This window comes from Pantoea sp. CTOTU50773, from assembly GCF_032082325.1.
Classification (GTDB): domain Bacteria; phylum Pseudomonadota; class Gammaproteobacteria; order Enterobacterales; family Enterobacteriaceae; genus Pantoea; species Pantoea communis.
Map to the genome: position 1 here is coordinate 1 of NZ_DAMDQC010000009.1, position 18,220 is coordinate 18,220.

The window sequence follows — 18,220 nt, forward strand, 5'->3', positions numbered from 1 at the left end:
GCGGCGGACTATGTAGGCGTAACCTTCACCGCGATGAAACAGACGCAGATTACTCCACATTTTACCTTTGGCATCACAATGGGCTGCCGGACGATGCTGGGTGGCGTCCATTGCAGCAACATCTAAAGTGACCTGGCCTTGCAGATATGACGTACTGTCTTTGCCCTGCACCGACACCAGCGCCCACTCGTCGAGGGAGATCAGGGTTAATGGCAGGCGTGAGGCCGCAGCAGGCTGGCGTGGCGGAAGGGTGAAAATCGGCATGGGTGCGTCCTGATTAATAACAATATTGCTTCCAATGTTAAAAGAGCAGTGCTGCTTTGCAACCTGTTTACCTCATCTGGCGCACAAATCGCGTGATAACCCTGCAATGGGTAGAACTGTTGTGCGCAATTTCACGCAGCATTCAGCGCTGCGCCTGCAGGCAGAGAAAAAAGCAGGTACACTGAGCGCCACTGTTTTCAGCCATGGAAAAAAGACACATGGAAATTCATGATAAAGCTCGCGTTCAGTGGGCGTGCCGTCGCGGCATGCTGGAGCTGGATGTCTCCATCATGCCGTTCTTCAAATACGAATATGACTCGCTCACTGACACCGATAAGCAGGTGTTTATCGCCCTGCTCAAGAGTGACGATCCTGACCTGTTTAACTGGTTGATGAACCACGGCGAGCCCGCTGATCCAGAGTTCAAGCGCATGGTGCAACTGATTCAGCAACGCAACCGTGAACGCGGACCGGTTCCAATGTGATGTGCAGCCGTCACGCAGCGCTCGGGCGCTTAACGTGACGCTGTATGTGCTGTTCACCGTTTGGCTGTTGAGTCTTGAGTGGCCCGAGGGCTGGGCGTGGGGCAAAGCCCCGCTGCTGATTCTGATGCTGCTGGAGTGCGGGCGCAATGAGCGTCGGCTCAGGCAGCGCACCGGTCGCTTAGGGCTGGATGAACAGGGTGACTGGCATTGGCGCGGAACGCGCTGGCAATTAGCGCGACAGGCCGACTGGTTGCCTTTCGGCGTGCTGTTGACGTTGCGAAACCAGCAGGGCACGCGCTGGCGGCTGTGGTTGATGATGGATAACCTGCCGCCCTATGCATGGCGCACGCTACGCGCCTGCTGCTTTCTTCGTAATGGGGATGTGTCGCGCTAGAGCAGTGCAGCCGTTTCCGTCAGAATCTGTTCGCACCACTGTTCGACACGATCTTCACTCAGCTCGAACTGATTCACGTCGTCGAGTGCCAGGCCGACAAACTGGGTGCCGTCAGCCGTGAGTGGTTTTTTGCTGGCAAACTCATAGCCTTCCAGCGGCCAGTAACCGACAAACTGCACGCCCATCGGCTGCAGCAATTCATGCAGCATGCCGAGCGCATCTAAGAACCACTCTGAATATTCGGCCTGATCGCCCATGCCGTACAGCGCGACAATTTTACCCTGCAAATTCAGCGCAGGCAGTTGCTGCCACACTGCTTCCCAGTCCTCCTGCAACTCACCGAAATCCCAGGTGGGAATGCCGAGGATCAGCAAATCGTACTGCTCCATCAGCGAGGGATCCTCATCTTTGAGGTTGTGCAGCGTGACTAACTCTTCACCGATAAAATCGCGAATTTTCTCCGCCGTCATCTCGGTGTAACAGGTACTTGAACCGTAAAACAGACCGATATTCATGCAATTAATGCTCTGACTGAAACTCACTTTGGCGCAATTGTACCAGAAGCAGGTGACTTTCAGGCATAATGAGCACGATTTCACACGTGTTTGGGGGGAACCGTGCAGGATAGCGATCTGATTGAACAATTTCTGGATGCGCTCTGGATTGAGCGTAACCTGGCGCAAAATACCCTTGCGTCTTATCGCCAGGATTTGCAAACGCTCACCGGCTGGCTACACCACCACGAACGCACGCTGCTGACGCTGGAAGCGCTCGATCTGCAGCAATTTCTCGCCGAACGCGTCGAAGGCGGCTACAAGGCCACCAGTTCGGCGCGTACGCTTAGCGCGATGCGCCGTCTGTTTCAATACCTCTATCGCGAAAAGCTGCGCAGTGATGACCCCAGCGCACTGCTCTCCGCGCCCAAACTGCCGCAGCGATTGCCAAAAGACCTCAGTGAAAACCAGGTAGAACGTCTGCTGCAGGCACCGAGTATTGATGTGCCGCTTGAGCTACGTGACAAAGCGATGCTGGAACTGCTGTATGCCACCGGTTTACGTGTGTCGGAGCTGGTGGGTTTAACCCTCAGCGACATCAGTTTGCGTCAGGGCGTGGTGCGCGTGATCGGCAAAGGTAACAAAGAGCGACTTGTGCCATTAGGTGAAGACGCGATTTACTGGCTGGAGCACTATATGGCGCACGGTCGGCCGTGGTTGCTGAATGGGCAAACGCTGGATGTGATGTTCCCCAGTAACCGCGCGCAACAAATGACGCGTCAGACTTTCTGGCATCGCATCAAACACTATGCCACCCTTGCCGGTATCGACAGCGAAAAGCTATCACCACACGTGCTACGTCACGCATTTGCCACACATTTACTGAACCACGGTGCGGATTTGCGCGTCGTACAGATGTTGTTGGGACACAGCGACCTCTCCACCACTCAAATTTATACGCACGTGGCTACCGAGCGCCTTCGTCAGTTACATCAACAGCATCATCCGCGTGCTTGAACCGCGGCAACAAGGAATTGAGATGAAAAAACAGTTAACGATGCTGGCATTGCTGGTCAGCGCCTTTGCCGGTCTGGCTCATGCCGATGACAGCGCCATTCAGCAAGCATTGAAAAAACTCGGATTGCAGCAGACAGAGATTCAGTCTTCACCGCTGCCAGGCATGAAAACCGTGTTGACCGAAAGTGGCGTGCTGTACGTCTCTGAAGATGGCAAACACATGATTCAGGGCCCACTATACGATGTTAGCGGTGCGCAGCCGGTAAACGTCACCAACCAGCTACTGGACAAAAAAATCACCGCGCTGGCGCCGGAAATGATCGTTTATAAAGCGCCAAAAGAGCAGCACGTGATTACCGTGTTTACCGACATCACCTGTGGCTACTGCCGTAAGCTGCATGAGCAGATGGCTGACTACAACGCGCTGGGCATCACCGTGCGTTACCTCGCTTTCCCGCGTGAAGGTCTGCACGGTCAGGTGGAAAAAGCCATGCGCGCCATCTGGTGCAGCGCCGATCGCAACAAAGCCTTTGATGCAGCGATGAAAGGCGATGCGCCGCAGATGGATGCGCCAGAAACCTGCAAAATCAATCTGGATAAGCATTATCAACTGGGCATCCTGTACGGCATTCAGGGCACGCCTGCCATTCTTACCGATACCGGCATGATGATCCCTGGCTATCAGGGCCCGCAGGAGCTGAAACAGGTTCTTGATGGTCAGAAGCGAGGCGGTTAATCCACAGTGATGCATTCTGTCGAACTGCGTCGGCGTGAAATCCAGGCCGACGCCAGCTTACCTGATACCTTACCGCCGCTACTGCGCCGCCTTTACCTGCAACGCGGTGTAAAAGAGGCCGCCGAACTTGAGCGCGGTGCCAAAAACCTACTGCCGTGGCAAACCCTGGGTGGCATCGATCAAGCGGTAGCCTTACTGCATCAGATGCTGAAAACCGGTCGCCGTATTATGGTGGTCGGCGATTTCGATGCCGATGGCGCAACCAGCACCGCGTTAACCGTCTTAGCGCTGCGCAGCATGGGCGGCAACGTCGATTATCTGGTGCCGAACCGCTTTGAAGATGGCTACGGTCTGAGCCCTGAAGTAGTTGAGCAGGCGCGCGCGCGCGGTGCGGAGATGATTCTCACCGTGGATAACGGCATCTCTTCCCATGCAGGCGTAGAAACCGCCCATCAGCACGGTATTCCGGTGCTGGTCACCGATCACCACTTGCCTGGCGAAACGTTGCCAGCAGCGGAAGCGATCGTTAACCCGAATCTCAATGACAGTGCCTTCCCTTCGCGGTCGTTGGCCGGTGTGGGCGTGGCGTTTTATCTGATGCTGGCGCTGCGTGCACACCTGCGTTTGCAGAACTGGTTTAGTGATGGCCGAAACGAGCCCAATCTGGCGGAGTGGCTGGATCTGGTGGCGCTAGGTACAGTGGCTGACGTGGTGCCGCTGGATGCCAATAACCGCATTCTGGTGTGGCAGGGCTTGAGCCGCATCCGCGCTGGAAAATGCCGGGCGGGGATTCGCGCGCTGCTGGAGATCGCCAACCGCGATGCGCGTCAGTTGGCGGCCAGCGATCTCGGTTTTGCCGTCGGGCCTCGCCTCAATGCAGCCGGTCGACTGGATGATATGTCGGTCGGTGTGGCACTGCTGCTCACCGAAGACATTGCGCAGGCGCGCATGCTTGCCAACGAGCTTGATGCGCTGAACCAGACGCGCAAAGAGATTGAGCAGGGCATGAAGAGCGAAGCGCTGGCGCTGTGTGATGAGCTGGAACGCCAGCACACCGATTTGCCGCTGGGGCTGGCCTTCTATCATCCCGAATGGCATCAGGGCGTGGTCGGCATTCTGGCCTCACGGCTGAAAGAGCGTTTCCATCGCCCGGTGATCGCCTTCGCGCCAGCGGGCGACGGCACGCTTAAAGGCTCGGGCCGCTCGATTGCGGGGCTGCACTTACGTGATGCACTGGAGCGTCTTGATACGCTCTATCCTGGCTTGATGATCAAGTTTGGTGGGCATGCCATGGCGGCGGGCCTGTCGCTGGAAACCGAGAAGTATGATCTGTTCCGCGAACGCTTCGCCGCGCTGATCGACGAGTGGTTAGATGGTGAAGCGCTGCAGGGTGTGATTTGGTCCGATGGCGAACTGCATGCGCAGGAATTCACGCTGCACACCGCTGAAATGCTGCGTGAAGCCGGTCCCTGGGGCCAGGCTTTTCCGGAGCCAGTGTTCGACGGCCAGTTCAAATTGCTGCAACAAAAGCTGGTGGGCGAGCGCCACCTCAAGGTGATGATTGAGCCTCTGGGCGGCGGCCCACTATTGGATGGCATCGCGTTTAACGTTGATACGACCTTGTGGCCGGATACCAGCGTGCGCCAGGTGAAACTGGCCTACAAACTCGATATCAACGAATACCGTGGCAACCGCTCGGTTCAACTGATTATCGACCATATCTGGCCGCTATAACCGCATCATTCATTCGGGGGCGTCTAAAAGCGCACCCGGTAACCTGCAGCGAGTGACCCTGGTTCGCCATGGTGGGTAACCGAATCCCTTTGGGCGCACTGTTGCGCTATCTCGCATACCTGCAATGCTACAAAGTACGCGCAGTTTCGGGTAAACTAGCGCGTTACTTTTTATCCCCTTTCACCGAATCGTCAAAAAAGACTGAAAAGACATGTTTGAAATTAATCCGGTCAAAAATCGTATTCAAGACCTCACCGAGCGCAGCGACGTTCTTAGGGGGTATCTTTGACTACGATGCCAAGAAAGAACGCCTCGAAGAAGTAAACGCCGAGCTGGAACAGCCGGACGTCTGGAACGAACCTGAACGCGCGCAGGCGCTGGGTAAAGAACGCGCTTCGCTGGAAGCGGTGGTAGAAACCTTAGATCATATGCGTCAGGGCCTGGAAGATGTGCAGGGCTTGCTGGATCTGGCGGTAGAAGCCGACGACGAAGAGACCTTCAACGAAGCCGTTATCGAGCTGGATGGTTTAGAAGCCAAGCTGGGCGAACTCGAATTCCGTCGCATGTTCTCTGGCGAGTATGACAGCGCCGACTGCTACATGGATATTCAGGCCGGTTCTGGCGGTACTGAAGCGCAAGACTGGGCCAGTATGCTGCTGCGCATGTACCTGCGTTGGGCAGAGGCCAAAGGTTATAAAACCGAAATCATTGAAGAGTCAGACGGTGAAGTGGCCGGTACTAAATCCGCCACCATTAAAATCATCGGTGACTACGCGTTTGGCTGGCTGCGTACCGAAACTGGCGTCCATCGCCTGGTGCGTAAGAGTCCATTTGACTCCGGCGGCCGTCGTCATACCTCATTCAGTTCGGTGTTTATCTACCCGGAAGTGGATGACAACATCGATATCGACATCAATCCCGCCGATCTGCGTATCGACGTTTACCGTGCCTCTGGCGCGGGCGGCCAGCACGTTAACAAAACCGAGTCTGCGGTGCGTATTACCCACTTGCCAACCAACATTGTGGTGCAGTGCCAGAACGACCGTTCACAGCACAAAAACAAAGATCAAGCTTTCAAGCAGTTGCGTGCGAAGCTGTACGAATATGAGATGCAGAAGAAAAACGCTGACAAGCAGGCCGCGGAAGACAACAAATCCGACATTGGCTGGGGCAGTCAGATTCGTTCATACGTACTCGACGATTCACGTATCAAAGATCTGCGCACTGGCGTAGAGACGCGCAACACCCAGGCGGTGCTGGATGGCGACATCGACCGCTTCATTGAAGCAAGTTTAAAAGCAGGGTTATAAGGAACCGACATGTCTGAACAACAACCGCAGAGCGCTGATGCCGCCCTTGAGTTAAACAACGAACTGAAAGCGCGTCGCGAAAAACTCAGCGCGCTGCGTGAAAAGGGCATCGCGTTTCCTAACGATTTCCGTCGCGATACCACGTCTGATGTGCTGCACGCCAGCTATGACGCGAAAGAGAACGAAGAGCTGGAAGCGCTCGGCGTTGAAGTGAGCGTGGCTGGTCGTATGATGACCCGCCGCATCATGGGTAAAGCCTCTTTTGCTACGCTGCAAGACGTTGGCGGCCAGATTCAGATCTACGTATCACGTGACGATCTGCCAGAAGGCGTCTACAACGAGCAGTTCAAAAAATGGGATCTGGGCGATATCCTTGGCGCGCGCGGTAAGTTGTTCAAGACCAAAACCGGTGAGCTGTCGATCCACATCACTGAACTGCGTCTGCTGACCAAAGCGCTGCGTCCACTGCCGGATAAATTCCACGGCCTGGCTGATCAGGAAACCCGTTACCGTCAGCGTTATCTCGATCTGATCTCTAACGATGAATCACGTAATACTTTCAAAGTGCGCTCTAAAATCATGGCCGGCATCCGTCAGTTCATGGTTAACCGCGACTTTATGGAAGTGGAAACCCCAATGATGCAGGTGATCCCTGGCGGCGCGTCAGCCCGTCCGTTCATCACCCATCACAATGCGCTCGACATCGACATGTACCTGCGTATTGCACCAGAGCTTTACCTGAAGCGTCTGGTGGTAGGCGGCTTCGATCGCGTGTTCGAGATCAACCGTAACTTCCGTAACGAAGGTATTTCGCCACGTCATAATCCAGAGTTCACTATGATGGAACTCTATATGGCGTATGCGGATTACAAAGATTTGATCGAGCTGACCGAAAGCCTGTTCCGCACCCTGGCGCAGGATGTGCTGGGCACCACTGAAGTGCCTTATGGTGACCACACCTTCGATTTCGGTAAACCGTTTGAGAAGCTCACCATGCGTGAAGCGATCAAGAAATACCGTCCGGAAACCGACCTGAACGATCTGGAAGACTTTGATAAAGCCGTTGCGATTGCCAAATCGCTGCATATCAAAGTAGAGAAGAGCTGGGGTCTGGGCCGCGTCGTCACTGAGATCTTCGAAGAGACCGCAGAAGCACACCTGATTCAGCCAACCTTCATCACTGAATACCCGGCTGAAGTGTCACCGCTGGCACGTCGTAACGACGAGAACCCGGAAATCACTGACCGCTTTGAGTTCTTCATCGGCGGTCGTGAAATCGGTAACGGCTTCTCCGAGCTGAACGATGCAGAAGATCAGGCAGAGCGTTTCCTGCAGCAGGTTAACGCTAAGGATGCAGGCGATGACGAAGCGATGTTCTATGACGAAGACTACGTCACTGCACTGGAGCACGGCCTGCCGCCAACAGCAGGTCTCGGCATTGGTATCGACCGTATGGTAATGCTGTTCACCAACAGCCATACCATCCGCGACGTGATCCTGTTCCCGGCACTGCGTCCAACCAGCAAGTAAGGCAAATCGGTGCGCATAAATCCGCGCACTTTGCCGTAAGTCTTAGAGGTCGCCATTATGGCGGCCTTTTTCATTTCTATTCCCCTGGCAAAATTCCTGATGACAACCCGGCACGCTCTGTGCAGGATAGTTTTTTTATTTTCAGGGAATCACCATGAGTGCAAAAGCGGCAACGTTAGAGGGCCGGATTCAACAGCACTGGGATCAACTCTCCAGCCACGAGCAGCGACTGGCTGACGTGCTGCTGGCGGCACCCGGCCAGCTGGCGATGAATACCGCCACCGAACTGGCACAGAGCGCGGGCGTTTCCAAAGCCACCACCACGCGTTTTTTCCGTCATCTCGGTTACGAAAGCTATGAAGCCGCGCGTCGGCAGGCGCGTGAGATGCAGAGCAGCGGCTCACCGCTCTATTTGCAGGCCGTACCAACCGCATCACCGCTGGCCAGCATCATGCAGCAGCACCTGGAAAAAGAGATCGCTAATCTGGTCAACAGCTATCGCACGCTCGACAGTGAACAGCTGCAGCAGGCGGTGAGCGCCATTGCCCAATCACGCCGCGTGGTGGTGATGGGCTGGCGTCACAGCCAGACCATTGCCCAGCTGATTTACCGCGATCTGGTGCATATCCATCCTGACGTGCGTTTGCTGCCGCGTCCCGGCGATTCGCTTGCGGAGCATCTGGCGGCGCTGAATCAGCAGGATGTGGTGATCTGCGTTGGATTGCGTCGCCGTATGCCTGCGCTGGAAGCGGCGATGAATGCGCTGGCAGAACGCAACGTGCCGATGTTGTATATCGCCGATGTGCTCTCCGGCAAACCAGCGCGTCACGCGCAGTGGGTGGTGCGCTGCCATACCGACAGCAGCCTGATGTTCGACAGCACCGCCGCGCTCTCCGGCGTATGCAATCTGCTCTGCTCACTGGTGGCCCGGCAAATGGGCAAAACCAGCAATGATTATCTGGCGCAGGTTGAAGCCTTGCACCAATCCCTCGACGAACTGGAATAACGCCCCGTTCTGGCGCATAGTGCGCCAGATATTGCCCCATAGTAGTGCGCTCACTCCTCCGCTATCCCCGCCTGATTTCCCGCCAATGAAATCACAGAAACTTAAAATTAAAATAAAGAAACAAATGTTTCTCACTGATTTTATTCAGTAATACCCTCTCTACCCGAAAGGTGTTAGCTGGGTGGTGAAAAAACTGGCACAAAATATGCTCAGTAGAAAAAGACATTTCACCAACACCAGGGAAACACCACAATGAAAAAAACAGCACTGCTGATCGCCGCTCTTCTCACCATTGGCACCATGGCGCAGGCGCAAGCCGATACCCTGAGTGACATCAAAAGCAGCGGCAAAATTACCGTTGGTATCGATCCAACCTTTCCTCCATACGAATACACCGACGACAAAGGCGATATCACCGGCTATAGCGTGGCGATCATGCAATCCTTCGCCAAAGATCTCGGTGTGAAACTGGAGTTTCAGAAAACCGCCTTCAGCGGCATTTTGCCGGGCCTGATCTCTGGCTCGTTCAACGCCGAAGGTTCTTCTCTTAACGTCACCGCCGAGCGCGCGAAGAAAGTGCTGTTCACCGTGCCTTACAGCAAAACCGTAAACGGCGTGCTGGTACGTGAAAGTGAAGCCAGCACCTTCAGCGGCAAAACGCTCAGCCCGGAAAGCCTGTCTGGTCTGCGTGGCGCGGTAAAAACCGCCAGCGTGCCAGAGCAGTTGCTTAAAGGCTTTAACGAGCAGCTGAAAAAGGAGGGTAAAAAACCCATCACCATCATCAACGTGGATTCGCTGGATCAGACCGTCAGCACTTTGATGACCAAACGCGCTGACTTCGTTTACGACGACATCTCCGTGCTGGCCCCGGTCGCGAAAAAATACGCCGGAAAAGTGGCGCAGGTGGGTGAAGTCGGTCCATCGCAATGGATGGGCTGGGCGACACGTAAAGAAGACGGCAGCCTGAACAAAGCCATCAGCGACCACATTCTGGCAATGCAGAAAGATGGCGAGCTGACCAAACTGCAGCAGCAGTATCTCGGCACCACCTTTACCGTGCCCGCCAGCGATTTCATTCCTCAGGAGTAATTATGTGCCAGTGCAACCTGACGGTGCCTGCGGGCCATGGCAAAACCTTCCGCGTGCGTAAGGGCCAGTTTATTACCGTGATTGACAGTGAAGGGCAGCAGGCGGCGGATTTCGTCGCGGTCAATGCCGATGATTTGAATGAAAAGCTGTCGCCGGTGCATACCCGCCAGCATCTGCGCTCGCTGTTCTTTAAGCCCGGCGATGCACTGTGGTCGAGTGAAAACCGTCCGATGCTGCGCATTCTGGCGGACAGCATCGGCATCCACGATGCCAACGTGCCAGCCTGCGATCGTACCCGCTTTAGCGTCGATTTCGGCGTCGAAGGCCATCGTAACTGCGTGGACAACCTGCTGGAGGGCATGAAAGCCTTTGGCGTGACGTACTTCTCGCTGCCTGAGCCGTTCAACCTTTTTCAGAACGGTCCGGTGACCGCCGATGGCCGAATGGAAGTGACCGATCCCAACAGCAAAGCGGGCGACAGCATTACCTTCGAAGCGCTGTGCGATTTGATTTGTTCGGTATCGTCCTGCCCGCAGGACATCATTCCCGGTAACGGTTTGCAGGTCACGCCGATTGATATCGTGGTGAGTGACGTGTTTCACGCAGAGGAGATGAATCATGCTGTTAATGCGTGAAAGTTATGAAGAGACCGCTGAGCGCACGCTGGCGCAGTCGGTCACGGTGGAACCGGGCAGCGTCGGGTCGATTAAGGTGCTGCGCGGCCAGTTGCTGCGCATCACGGCGCAGGGCGACGGCGCGGTGGCTTCCCTGTTTGGTTTTAGCCTCGCCGATCCTGCTGTGTGGCTGTCGGTGCATCACACTCGCGTCTTCAGCAACAGCTATCTGCTGGGTTCAGGTATGCGTCTGGTGAACAACCGCCGCCGTCCTATGATGGTGCTGGGCAAAGACAGCGTAAAACGTCACGACCTGCTGCTGCCTGCCTCGACCCGCGCCTTCCTGATGGAAAAAGGTTATCGAGGGGAAGGTTGCCTGGAAGCGGTGAGCGGCGAGCTGGCGCGATTGGGGATGGTGGTGCCGAAGCTGCCGGACCCGATCAACCTGTTTATGCACGTCAAGCTGACGCGGGCCGGCGACATCCTGCCGGAGCCGAACCTCACCAAAGCAGGCGACAGCATCACCTGTCGCGTGGTGATGGACACGCAGTTTATCGTCTCGGCCTGCAACACCGGCATCGAGGGCAACGATCAACCTGCACCGCTGCTGCTGTCGGTGGCGGAAAACCTGCACGACTTTAACGCGGAGTAACGCATGGGGCTGGATCAACAGGTAGTGGCCGCGCTGCCGGAACTCGGACACGGCCTGCTGATGACGTTGGTACTCACTGTACTGGCATCATTGGTCAGCGTGGTGATGGGGCAGCTTGGCTGCTTCCTGCAACTGCGCCGTGCCTGGATCTGGCGCGCCATCGGCCGGCTGTACGTCAGCCTGATGCGCGGTACACCGGCCATCGTGCAACTGTTCGTGGTGTTTTTCACCTTGCCGCGCCTCGGATTGGGCGGTCAGCCGATGCTGGCGGCGGTGATTGCCATCGGCCTCAACAGTGGCGCTTACGTGGCGGAGATTTTGCGGGTGAACCGTTCACTGGTGACGCGCGGTCAGCTCGAAGCCGCACGCACGCTAGGTCTCAGCCGCTTCTTAACCTGGTGGTATGTGATTAATCCACAGGTGATGCGCGCCAGCCTGCCGATGCTGGTTAACGAGTTCACCATCCTGCTGAAAACCACGCCGCTGGCCTCGGTGGTGGCGCTGACGGAACTGACCTACGCAGGACAGATTGTGATTGCGCGTACCTATGAAGCTACGCAGGTGCTGCTGCTGGTGGCGGCTGGATATCTGCTGATCGCCATGCCGTTAATTGCCGCTGCCCGACGTCTGGAAGCCAAACGGAGGATTGCCTGATGGATTGGCAAGCCATTCTCACTTCCCTGCCTTCGCTGGGAGACGGCATGATCGCCACGCTGCAACTGTGCATTGTTGCCGCGCTCTGCTCACTGGCATGGGGCGGACTGATGGCATTACTGCTAATGCGCGCTTCGCCGTTCTGGTTGCGTTTACTCAATCTTTACAGCGGATTAACCCTCGCGTTGCCGCTGCTGGTGGTGATCTACCTGCTCTATTTTGTGCTGCCGGAGTACGACATCACGCTGTCATCGCCGGTGGTGGGCGTGCTGGCCCTGACGCTCTATTACGCGCCCTATATCGCACAGGTTATTCGTGCGGCAATAGAGGCATTGCCGAAGGGGCAGTGGGAAGCTTGCCGCGTGCTGGGTTTGAGCCGCAGCGAACAGCTGCGCGATGTGGTGTTGCCGCAAACCCTGCCGCAGATGCTGTCGCCGCTGGTCGGTCTGATGATTGGTTTGATTAAAGACTCGGCGCTGCTATCGATTGTCTCGGTGCAGGAGTTTATGTACGCCGCCAAACAGGCGATTTCAGATACCTACGCGCCGCTGGAGATCTATCTCACGGTGGCGCTTTGTTACTGGCTGCTCAACAGTCTGATCGACTGGTTGGCACGCGGCCTTGAATCTCGCATGACGCGCTATCGTCGCGGCATGCAGCATTAATCAGGAGAACACTATGTCAGCTGAATATCAGCATCGTGAAGCGATCACCATTCCCGCGCGCTACGGCAAAGCGGTACGTTTGAAGAAAGGGGAAGCGGTGCAGGTGATCAATCTGCATGGCACTCAGGTAGTGGATTGCTGGGCGTACAACGCCGAAGACGTCAGTGAATATATGTGTATGGAAGCGACGCGCGTGTGGAACCAGCGTCTTAATCCCAAAGTCGGTGACAGCTTTATCACCAGCCAGCGCCACCCGATTCTGACCCTGGTGGCAGATACTTCACCCGGCGTGCATGATTCCTTTATGGCGGCCTGCGATGCGCGTCGTTATGAGCTGCTGGGCTGCACCGAGTATCACCGCAACTGCCACGATAACCTGTTTGAGGGCATGCGCGAGTTAGGTGTTGAACTGCCGCACGGTAATCTGGCGTCTCTGAATATTTTTATGAATATTCAGGTGCAGCCGGATGGTATCACGTTGAAAACGCTGCCGGTGGTGACTAAGCCCGGCGACTACATTGTGCTGCGCGCTGAGATGGATTGCTACGTGGCATTCTCCGCCTGCCCACAGGATATCGTCAGCATTCAGGGGCAGGGCGACAACACCCCGCGTGATGCCGAACTGCGTATTCTGACTGCTGGCTTCCCGCAGGTGCAGCTGAAAGGGGCCTGGGTGCCAGCGTAATTACGATTTCACGACCTGATCCAGCCACACCTGAAAACGTGCGTAAGGCACATACAGCGCCACATCCTTATACAAGGTCTTACCGCTTTTATTGTCGTCAATCGCGCTGCTGTAGCCGACAATTACCCCCGCCAGCGTATCATCGCTGGCGTTGTACACCGCACCACCCGACATGCCTTTCACTACACCGGCATTCGCCGCGACCACCACACAACTCGGTTTATTCCAGTCGTTGGCCAGTGTGGTGTTGATCAAATTCTTGCCGCTTGAGGCCACCGGCATGGCAGAGATAAAGCTGTAACCGTAGAGATTGACGTTGTCGCCGATATGGCTATTGCGGAACGGTGGGGGAAGATTGGGTTCGGTGTTCTTGTGGTACACCACGGCGATATCGCACTCGGGATGCCAGGCTTTCACCCGATACATCGAGTATTTCGCCACGTGCGCGGCCGTTAAGCTGTATTCAGGCGTCAGTGGAATGGTGGTGCCCAGCGCGCCAATGCCCAGCACGGTAGGAATGCCGGTTACGGTCATATCGACGCGTTTTGCGGCTTCTTTGCTGTACTCATAGTGCCCCACGGAGCAGCCGCTCAGGCAGCCCACTGTCAGTGCGATCAGCCATCGCATAGGTCATTCCCCCTGCATTGTTTGACACCGCATCACCGCGTAACTGGTTGAGGTATCGGCAATGCGCGCCCATCCTTTACTGCTTGATTGCTCGCCAAAAGCTGATGAGCTGTGACAGCGATCACAACTGAATCAAGCGTAGCGTGAAAAGTGTCATCTGTCTCAGTGGTCAGGCAGAGTCACTTTCGCGCGCGGGGATTATTGCTTTGCAAGCAAAGATGCCTTGCAGCGCAGAGGCTGGTTGAGCTGCCAAGCCTGTGCTTTAATCAGAATGTGACGCAGTTCAAATATCTATAAGCGTCCGTTGTAACCGCACGGCGTTCGTTGTGCGGCCTGCCTGCAAAACATTTTTAGGAGAGTGTGTTATGCCTGTTGCATTACTGGCGCTGGCGCTGAGTGCGTTCGCCATCGGCACCACGGAGTTCGTGATTATGGGATTACTGCCGGAAGTGGCGGGCGATCTACAGGTAACGATTCCTTCAGCAGGATGGCTGATCAGTGGTTATGCACTGGGCGTAGCCATCGGTGCACCGATTATGGCGTTGCTGACGGCGAAGCTGCCGCGTAAACGAACCCTGATTCTGTTGATGATCATCTTCATCATCGGCAATGTGCTGTGCGCGCTGGCTTACACCTACAACCTGCTGATGCTGGCGCGCGTGGTCACCGCACTCTGTCACGGCGCCTTCTTCGGGATTGGTGCGGTAGTGGCGGCGAGTCTGGTGGCACCGAGCCGTCAGGCCTCGGCAGTGGCGCTGATGTTCACCGGCTTAACCCTCGCCAACGTGCTGGGTGTGCCGCTCGGCACCTGGTTTGGTCAGATGTTTGGCTGGCGTGCCACCTTCTGGGGCGTGGCGATCATCGGCATCCTCGCTTTTATCGCTTTGATTGTCAGTCTGCCAACCAATAAAGAAGAGAAACCGGTGCATCTGGCGAGTGAAGTCAGTGCGCTGGCGAATGGCAAACTATGGCTGTCGCTGCTGATGACAGTGTTCTTTGCTGCTGCGATGTTTGCGCTGTTCAGCTATATCGCGCCGCTGTTGTTGCAGGTCACGGGCATCACCGATCGTGGGGTGAGCTGGACGCTGTTCCTGATTGGCGCGGGCTTAACCGTCGGTAACATCCTCGGCGGCAAACTTGCCGACTGGAAAGTTTCCTTCAGCCTGATCCTCAGCTTTGTGCTGATCGCCGTCTTCTCGCTGCTGTTCAGCTGGACCAGCCACGCGCTGTGGCTGGCAGAAATCACCCTGTTCCTGTGGGCGATGGCGACTTTTGCTACCGTGCCCGGTTTGCAGATTAACGTGGTGCGCCATGGTAAAGACGCACCTAACCTGGTCTCCACGTTGAACATCTCTGCGTTCAACGTCGGTAATGCGCTCGGTGCCTGGGTAGGCGGCGCGGTGATCGATAAAGGCTACGGCCTGACGTCAGTGCCGGTGGCAGCTGCTGCACTGGCGGTGGTCGGTCTGGTCATCTGCCTGATCACCTTCCGCAAATCGGGCGGGCAGGGCGAAACGGTGCGCGCTTAAAGCAGGCGCTCGGCAATGCGTTGGGTAAAGGTGGCCACCTGCTGTTGCAGGTGGTCGCAGAAATGATCAACCAGCGCTGACGCCGGGCGATGCTGTGGCCGCACCAGACTGACGGTGAACGGCACCGCGATACTGAATCTGCGCATCACCACACCGCTGTCGGCGTAATCGAGCGCCGTCAGCGGATTCACAATCGAAATCCCCACCCCCGCGCGTACCATCGCGCATACCGATGCCGCACTGTGCGTTTCCAGCACTAAACGGCGCTCCACCTGTTGCTCATGGAACAGCGAGTCCAGCAGCTGACGATAGCTATCACTGCGCGACAAGCTGACGTAATTCTCCCCTTGAAAATCCTGCGGCGTCAGCACCTCACGCTGGCACAGCGGATGGTTGGGCGGCAGCACGCACACTTCATCGCAGGTCAGCAGCGGCACGCGCTCGGTGCCTGCCGGCGCATGCTGGGTTTCGGTCAGACCCAGATCGTAGCGCTGTGCCGACAGCCACTCTTCCAGCAGCGGCGACTCCTGCGGAATGATGTTCAGGCTGACCTGTGGATAGCGCTGCAGAAAGGGTTGCAGCAGTGGTGGCAGCAGTGACTGCGAGAACACCGGCAAACAGGCAATCGACAGCTCGCCCTGACGGAATTGGCGCAATCCTTCGGCGGCATCCATGATGCGGTCCAGCCCGTACCAGGAGCGTTGTACTTCTTCATACAGCCGTAAACCCTGCACCGTGGGCTGCAAACGTCCACGCACTCGCTCAAACAGTTCCAGACCCAGCTGCTGCTCCAGCCGCGCCAGCTCACGGCTCACCGTTGGCTGCGAGGTGTGCAGCAACGCGGCGGCTTGCGTCAGGTTGCCGCTGGTCATCACCGCATGGAAAATTTCGATATGTCGCCAGTTAATTTTTGCCATCACTCCTCCGTTGACCCATATCATATTTGTATAGCTGACGCTAAAACAGATATTTTTCTGAATCGTCTTGCTGTGGCTAAATAGTGGCAAAGACACAGGAGAATTGAGATGCCACGTCCACTGAACAACACCGAAACGGCGCTGACCGCCGCTAATTTACTGCCACTGGCACAGCGCTATGCTGGTCCATTTTGGGCTTACGATGCCGCCATTATCCAGCAGCGTATTGCGCAGCTGAGCGCGTTTGACGTGGTGCGTTTTGCGCAAAAAGCCTGCTCCAATATTCACATTCTGCGCCTGATGCGTGCCGCAGGCGTGAAGGTCGACTCGGTGTCACTGGGTGAAATTGAGCGCGCCCTGGCCGCCGGTTTCCAGCCGGGTGGCGAAGATATCGTCTTTACCGCTGACGTCTTCGATCAGCCAACCCTGGCGCGTATCGCGGAGTTAAAAGTGCCGGTCAATGCCGGTTCTGTGGATATGCTGCATCAGCTTGGCGCGGTCTCTGCGGGCCATAAAGTGTGGCTGCGTATCAACCCGGGTTTTGGTCATGGGCACAGTCAAAAAACCAATACCGGTGGCGAGAACAGCAAGCATGGCATCTGGCATAGCGATCTGCCGCTGGCGCTGGCAGCGATTCAGCAGCACGGCCTGAAATTAGTGGGTCTGCATATGCACATCGGTTCCGGTGTTGATTACGGCCACCTGCAGCAGGTGTGTGACGCGATGGTCGATCAGGTCATCGAATTTGGTCAGGATCTGGAAGCGATTTCAGCCGGTGGTGGTTTGTCGATTCCTTATCGCTTCGGTGAAGAAGCCATTGATACCCAGCACTATTTCGGTTTGTGGAGTGGCGCGCGTGACCGCATTGCGGCGCATCTTGGCCATGCGGTGAAACTGGAGATTGAACCGGGTCGTTTCCTGGTGGCGGAGTCTGGCGTGCTGGTGTCGCAGGTGCGTGCGGTTAAAGATATGGGCAGCCGTCACTTCGTGCTGGTGGATGCGGGCTTTAGCGATCTGATGCGTCCATCGATGTACGGCAGCTATCACCATATTTCTGTGCTGCCAGCTGATGGTCGTGCATTGAGTGATGCAACGGTGGAGAGCGTGGTGGCGGGGCCGCTGTGCGAGTCGGGTGATGTGTTTACCCAGCTTGAGGGCGGTAAAGTCGAGACGCGTGCGCTGCCTGCGACGCAGGTCGGCGATTATCTGGTGTTCCACGACACCGGCGCGTACGGCGCTTCGATGTCTTCCAACTACAACAGCCGTCCGCTGATTCCGGAAGTGCTGTTTGAGAATGGCGCTCCGCGTGAAATTCGTCGCGCGCAGACCATTCAGGAGCTGCTGGCGCTGGAGCTGATGTGATCAACATTGTTCCACTCAGTGAAGTCCCACATCACGCCAGTCATATTACCGACTGGCTGTGGCAGGCGTTTGGCGAGGGAACGTCGCGCGAGTTTTACGACAGCATTGTGCGCAGCAGCCTGAACGGTGCCGAGTATCCGGTGACTTTCGTGGCGCTGGATGGCGATGTGCCGTTGGGCACGGTGGGATTCTGGCGCTGTGATCTCATCAGCCGTCAGGATCTCTATCCGTGGATTGCCGCGTTGTATGTGGATGAACATGCGCGCGGCAATGGCCTGAGTGAAGCGCTGCAGCAGCATGTGTTGAATTATGCCCGCGAGCGCGGGCATGAAAAGCTGTGGCTGTGGTCAACGTTCGGCGGCTATTACGAGCGCTTTGGCTGGCAGTATCAGTGTGATGCGCTGGAGTTCCCGGATGTGCGGGTGAAGGTCTATTCGCAGGATTTGTGACCCGGTG

Annotated in this window: 20 protein-coding genes and 1 pseudogene; 17 read left to right on the top strand and 4 right to left on the bottom strand. The window is 56.4% G+C overall.

The genetic code is table 11. The annotated features are described in order from the left end of the window. Nucleotides 1–264: pseudogene (gene ygfZ / locus RT340_RS02600) on the bottom strand (tRNA-modifying protein YgfZ); the annotation flags it as partial. 218 nt (nucleotides 265–482) lie between these two features. Here ygfZ and sdhE point away from each other — a divergent pair. Next, on the top strand, nucleotides 483–749 hold the full coding sequence (gene sdhE / locus RT340_RS02605; RefSeq protein WP_038645011.1) for an FAD assembly factor SdhE: 267 nt from the start codon (nucleotides 483–485) through the stop codon (nucleotides 747–749). Then, nucleotides 724–1,143 carry a protein YgfX gene (locus RT340_RS02610; RefSeq protein WP_313373896.1) on the top strand — a complete coding sequence of 140 codons (420 nt, stop codon included), beginning with the start codon at nucleotides 724–726 and terminating at the stop codon, nucleotides 1,141–1,143. The genes sdhE and RT340_RS02610 overlap by 26 nt, the downstream gene beginning before the upstream one ends. Here RT340_RS02610 and fldB read toward each other — a convergent pair. Beyond that, nucleotides 1,140–1,658 (bottom strand): flavodoxin FldB, encoded by a 519-nt coding sequence (gene fldB, locus RT340_RS02615; protein ID WP_058961908.1) that lies wholly within the window; start codon nucleotides 1,656–1,658, stop codon nucleotides 1,140–1,142. The two genes, RT340_RS02610 and fldB, sit on opposite strands and share 4 nt — an antisense overlap. A 102-nt stretch (nucleotides 1,659–1,760) precedes the next feature. Here fldB and xerD point away from each other — a divergent pair, with 102 nt between their 5' ends. The 12 genes from xerD to RT340_RS02675 all read left to right on the top strand — a co-directional run bounded on the left by xerD (nucleotide 1,761) and on the right by RT340_RS02675 (nucleotide 13,329). Beyond that, complete coding sequence (gene xerD, locus RT340_RS02620) at nucleotides 1,761–2,654, top strand: site-specific tyrosine recombinase XerD (protein ID WP_313373898.1); 894 nt, start codon at nucleotides 1,761–1,763, stop codon at nucleotides 2,652–2,654. A gap of 22 nt (nucleotides 2,655–2,676) precedes the next feature. After that, complete coding sequence (dsbC, locus tag RT340_RS02625; RefSeq protein WP_034823178.1) at nucleotides 2,677–3,390, top strand: bifunctional protein-disulfide isomerase/oxidoreductase DsbC; 714 nt, start codon at nucleotides 2,677–2,679, stop codon at nucleotides 3,388–3,390. A gap of 9 nt (nucleotides 3,391–3,399) precedes the next feature. After that, a complete protein-coding gene (recJ, locus tag RT340_RS02630; RefSeq protein WP_313373953.1) occupies nucleotides 3,400–5,124 on the top strand; it encodes a single-stranded-DNA-specific exonuclease RecJ in 1,725 nt (574 codons plus the stop codon). Nucleotides 5,125–5,335: 211 nt separating this feature from the next. Then, a protein-coding gene (gene prfB / locus RT340_RS02635; RefSeq protein ID WP_097118019.1) for a peptide chain release factor 2 occupies nucleotides 5,336–6,434 on the top strand; the annotation gives its coding sequence in 2 pieces (ribosomal slippage) (nucleotides 5,336–5,410 and nucleotides 5,412–6,434; 1,098 coding nt in all). Between the two features lie 9 nt (nucleotides 6,435–6,443). Next, a complete protein-coding gene (gene lysS / locus RT340_RS02640) occupies nucleotides 6,444–7,964 on the top strand; it encodes a lysine--tRNA ligase (protein ID WP_034823176.1) in 1,521 nt (506 codons plus the stop codon). A 154-nt stretch (nucleotides 7,965–8,118) separates the two neighbouring features. Then, the gene (locus RT340_RS02645) at nucleotides 8,119–8,970 is read left to right on the top strand and encodes a MurR/RpiR family transcriptional regulator (RefSeq protein WP_097118017.1); all 852 of its coding nucleotides are present in this window, start codon (nucleotides 8,119–8,121) and stop codon (nucleotides 8,968–8,970) included. A 252-nt stretch (nucleotides 8,971–9,222) separates the two neighbouring features. Then, nucleotides 9,223–10,059, top strand: a complete 837-nt coding sequence (locus tag RT340_RS02650; RefSeq protein ID WP_313373904.1) for a transporter substrate-binding domain-containing protein — start codon at nucleotides 9,223–9,225, stop codon at nucleotides 10,057–10,059. A gap of 2 nt (nucleotides 10,060–10,061) precedes the next feature. Beyond that, nucleotides 10,062–10,694 carry a DUF1989 domain-containing protein gene (locus tag RT340_RS02655; protein WP_097118015.1) on the top strand — a complete coding sequence of 211 codons (633 nt, stop codon included), beginning with the start codon at nucleotides 10,062–10,064 and terminating at the stop codon, nucleotides 10,692–10,694. Continuing rightward, nucleotides 10,678–11,325: an urea carboxylase-associated family protein gene (locus RT340_RS02660; protein ID WP_313373908.1), complete on the top strand. Its 648-nt coding sequence runs from the start codon at nucleotides 10,678–10,680 to the stop codon at nucleotides 11,323–11,325. The genes RT340_RS02655 and RT340_RS02660 overlap by 17 nt, the downstream gene beginning before the upstream one ends. Before the next feature lie 3 nt (nucleotides 11,326–11,328). Continuing rightward, nucleotides 11,329–11,979, top strand: a complete 651-nt coding sequence (locus RT340_RS02665) for an amino acid ABC transporter permease (protein WP_034823169.1) — start codon at nucleotides 11,329–11,331, stop codon at nucleotides 11,977–11,979. Continuing rightward, a complete protein-coding gene (locus tag RT340_RS02670; protein WP_034823167.1) occupies nucleotides 11,979–12,644 on the top strand; it encodes an amino acid ABC transporter permease in 666 nt (221 codons plus the stop codon). The genes RT340_RS02665 and RT340_RS02670 overlap by 1 nt, the downstream gene beginning before the upstream one ends. 13 nt (nucleotides 12,645–12,657) lie before the next feature. Further along, complete coding sequence (locus RT340_RS02675) at nucleotides 12,658–13,329, top strand: DUF1989 domain-containing protein (protein WP_097118012.1); 672 nt, start codon at nucleotides 12,658–12,660, stop codon at nucleotides 13,327–13,329. Here RT340_RS02675 and RT340_RS02680 read toward each other — a convergent pair whose 3' ends face one another. Beyond that, nucleotides 13,330–13,956 (bottom strand): serine protease, encoded by a 627-nt coding sequence (locus tag RT340_RS02680; RefSeq protein WP_313373911.1) that lies wholly within the window; start codon nucleotides 13,954–13,956, stop codon nucleotides 13,330–13,332. Between the two features lie 365 nt (nucleotides 13,957–14,321). On the opposite strand from RT340_RS02680, the gene RT340_RS02685 reads away from it, so the two are divergent. Further along, the gene (locus tag RT340_RS02685) at nucleotides 14,322–15,485 is read left to right on the top strand and encodes an MFS transporter (protein WP_058961822.1); all 1,164 of its coding nucleotides are present in this window, start codon (nucleotides 14,322–14,324) and stop codon (nucleotides 15,483–15,485) included. Here the strand turns inward: RT340_RS02685 and RT340_RS02690 are convergent. After that, nucleotides 15,482–16,402: a LysR family transcriptional regulator gene (locus tag RT340_RS02690; RefSeq protein ID WP_313373914.1), complete on the bottom strand. Its 921-nt coding sequence runs from the start codon at nucleotides 16,400–16,402 to the stop codon at nucleotides 15,482–15,484. The two genes, RT340_RS02685 and RT340_RS02690, sit on opposite strands and share 4 nt — an antisense overlap. Nucleotides 16,403–16,510: 108 nt before the next feature. Here RT340_RS02690 and lysA point away from each other — a divergent pair, with 108 nt between their 5' ends. Then, complete coding sequence (lysA, locus tag RT340_RS02695; protein WP_034823160.1) at nucleotides 16,511–17,764, top strand: diaminopimelate decarboxylase; 1,254 nt, start codon at nucleotides 16,511–16,513, stop codon at nucleotides 17,762–17,764. Next, nucleotides 17,764–18,213 carry a GNAT family N-acetyltransferase gene (locus tag RT340_RS02700; RefSeq protein ID WP_182058123.1) on the top strand — a complete coding sequence of 150 codons (450 nt, stop codon included), beginning with the start codon at nucleotides 17,764–17,766 and terminating at the stop codon, nucleotides 18,211–18,213. The genes lysA and RT340_RS02700 overlap by 1 nt, the downstream gene beginning before the upstream one ends. Nucleotides 18,214–18,220 lie beyond the last annotated feature (7 nt).

What these genes read in the sequence shown, in the direction of transcription:
- sdhE (WP_038645011.1), top strand. Translation starts at nt 483, where the DNA reads ATGGAAATTCATGATAAAGCTCGCGTTCAGTGGGCGTGCCGTCGCGGC.
- fldB (WP_058961908.1), bottom strand. Translation starts at nt 1,658, where the DNA reads ATGAATATCGGTCTGTTTTACGGTTCAAGTACCTGTTACACCGAGATG.
- dsbC (WP_034823178.1), top strand. Translation starts at nt 2,677, where the DNA reads ATGAAAAAACAGTTAACGATGCTGGCATTGCTGGTCAGCGCCTTTGCC.
- recJ (WP_313373953.1), top strand. Translation starts at nt 3,400, where the DNA reads ATGCATTCTGTCGAACTGCGTCGGCGTGAAATCCAGGCCGACGCCAGC.
- lysS (WP_034823176.1), top strand. Translation starts at nt 6,444, where the DNA reads ATGTCTGAACAACAACCGCAGAGCGCTGATGCCGCCCTTGAGTTAAAC.
- RT340_RS02645 (WP_097118017.1), top strand. Translation starts at nt 8,119, where the DNA reads ATGAGTGCAAAAGCGGCAACGTTAGAGGGCCGGATTCAACAGCACTGG.
- RT340_RS02650 (WP_313373904.1), top strand. Translation starts at nt 9,223, where the DNA reads ATGAAAAAAACAGCACTGCTGATCGCCGCTCTTCTCACCATTGGCACC.
- RT340_RS02655 (WP_097118015.1), top strand. Translation starts at nt 10,062, where the DNA reads ATGTGCCAGTGCAACCTGACGGTGCCTGCGGGCCATGGCAAAACCTTC.
- RT340_RS02660 (WP_313373908.1), top strand. Translation starts at nt 10,678, where the DNA reads ATGCTGTTAATGCGTGAAAGTTATGAAGAGACCGCTGAGCGCACGCTG.
- RT340_RS02665 (WP_034823169.1), top strand. Translation starts at nt 11,329, where the DNA reads ATGGGGCTGGATCAACAGGTAGTGGCCGCGCTGCCGGAACTCGGACAC.
- RT340_RS02670 (WP_034823167.1), top strand. Translation starts at nt 11,979, where the DNA reads ATGGATTGGCAAGCCATTCTCACTTCCCTGCCTTCGCTGGGAGACGGC.
- RT340_RS02675 (WP_097118012.1), top strand. Translation starts at nt 12,658, where the DNA reads ATGTCAGCTGAATATCAGCATCGTGAAGCGATCACCATTCCCGCGCGC.
- RT340_RS02680 (WP_313373911.1), bottom strand. Translation starts at nt 13,956, where the DNA reads ATGCGATGGCTGATCGCACTGACAGTGGGCTGCCTGAGCGGCTGCTCC.
- RT340_RS02685 (WP_058961822.1), top strand. Translation starts at nt 14,322, where the DNA reads ATGCCTGTTGCATTACTGGCGCTGGCGCTGAGTGCGTTCGCCATCGGC.
- RT340_RS02690 (WP_313373914.1), bottom strand. Translation starts at nt 16,402, where the DNA reads ATGGCAAAAATTAACTGGCGACATATCGAAATTTTCCATGCGGTGATG.
- lysA (WP_034823160.1), top strand. Translation starts at nt 16,511, where the DNA reads ATGCCACGTCCACTGAACAACACCGAAACGGCGCTGACCGCCGCTAAT.